Origin of the sequence: Novacetimonas pomaceti (assembly GCF_003207955.1) — a bacterium.
Taxonomy (GTDB): Bacteria; Pseudomonadota; Alphaproteobacteria; order Acetobacterales; family Acetobacteraceae; genus Novacetimonas; species Novacetimonas pomaceti.
Map to the genome: position 1 here is coordinate 1 of NZ_NOXG01000126.1, position 587 is coordinate 587.

Below are 587 nucleotides of genomic sequence, written 5' to 3' on the forward strand. Positions count from 1 at the left end.
TCGACATCGTTCAGACGCGCGGTGACGATCAGGGAATACATGGCGGCGGCGCGCTCTCCGCCACGATCGGACCCGGCGAACAACCAGGCTTTCCTGCCCAGGGCGATGCCGCGCAGAGCGCGTTCTGCTGCATTGTTTGAGAGGCAGATCCGGCCGTCAGTGAGGAATCGTGTGAATGTATCGGCACGTCTGAGAAAATAGTTCATGGCGTGGGTAACGGGATTTTTGGTCGACATGCGCCGGCAACACTCCCGCATCCAGTCGAACAGATCGTCGACCAGAGGGGCTATGTCTGTTTGACGGACTGCCAGCCGATGTTCTGGGGGCGTACCGTTGATGGCGCGCTCGGCCTCGAATATGGTGTCGATCCTGCCTACTGCCTCTATGGCGAGGGGCGCCTTGTCCTTCTCGGCGATTTTGAACAGCCCTCTGCGTCCGTGGGCCCAGCATCCGGCGGAGACAACCGGCGCGGGTTGGCGTCCCGGTTTCGCCAGAGTGTTATAACCCGCATAGGCGTCTGACTGCAAAATGCCGGTCCAGCCGGTGAGATGGTCCGTGGGATGTTCGCCCTTGCGGTCCCGGGAATA

General features: G+C 61.2%; 1 protein-coding gene. It reads right to left on the bottom strand.

Annotated elements, in window-relative coordinates:
* Positions 1-587: IS66 family transposase (gene tnpC / locus CFR71_RS15995; protein ID WP_110532266.1), on the bottom strand; the 587-nt coding region annotated here is incomplete at both ends.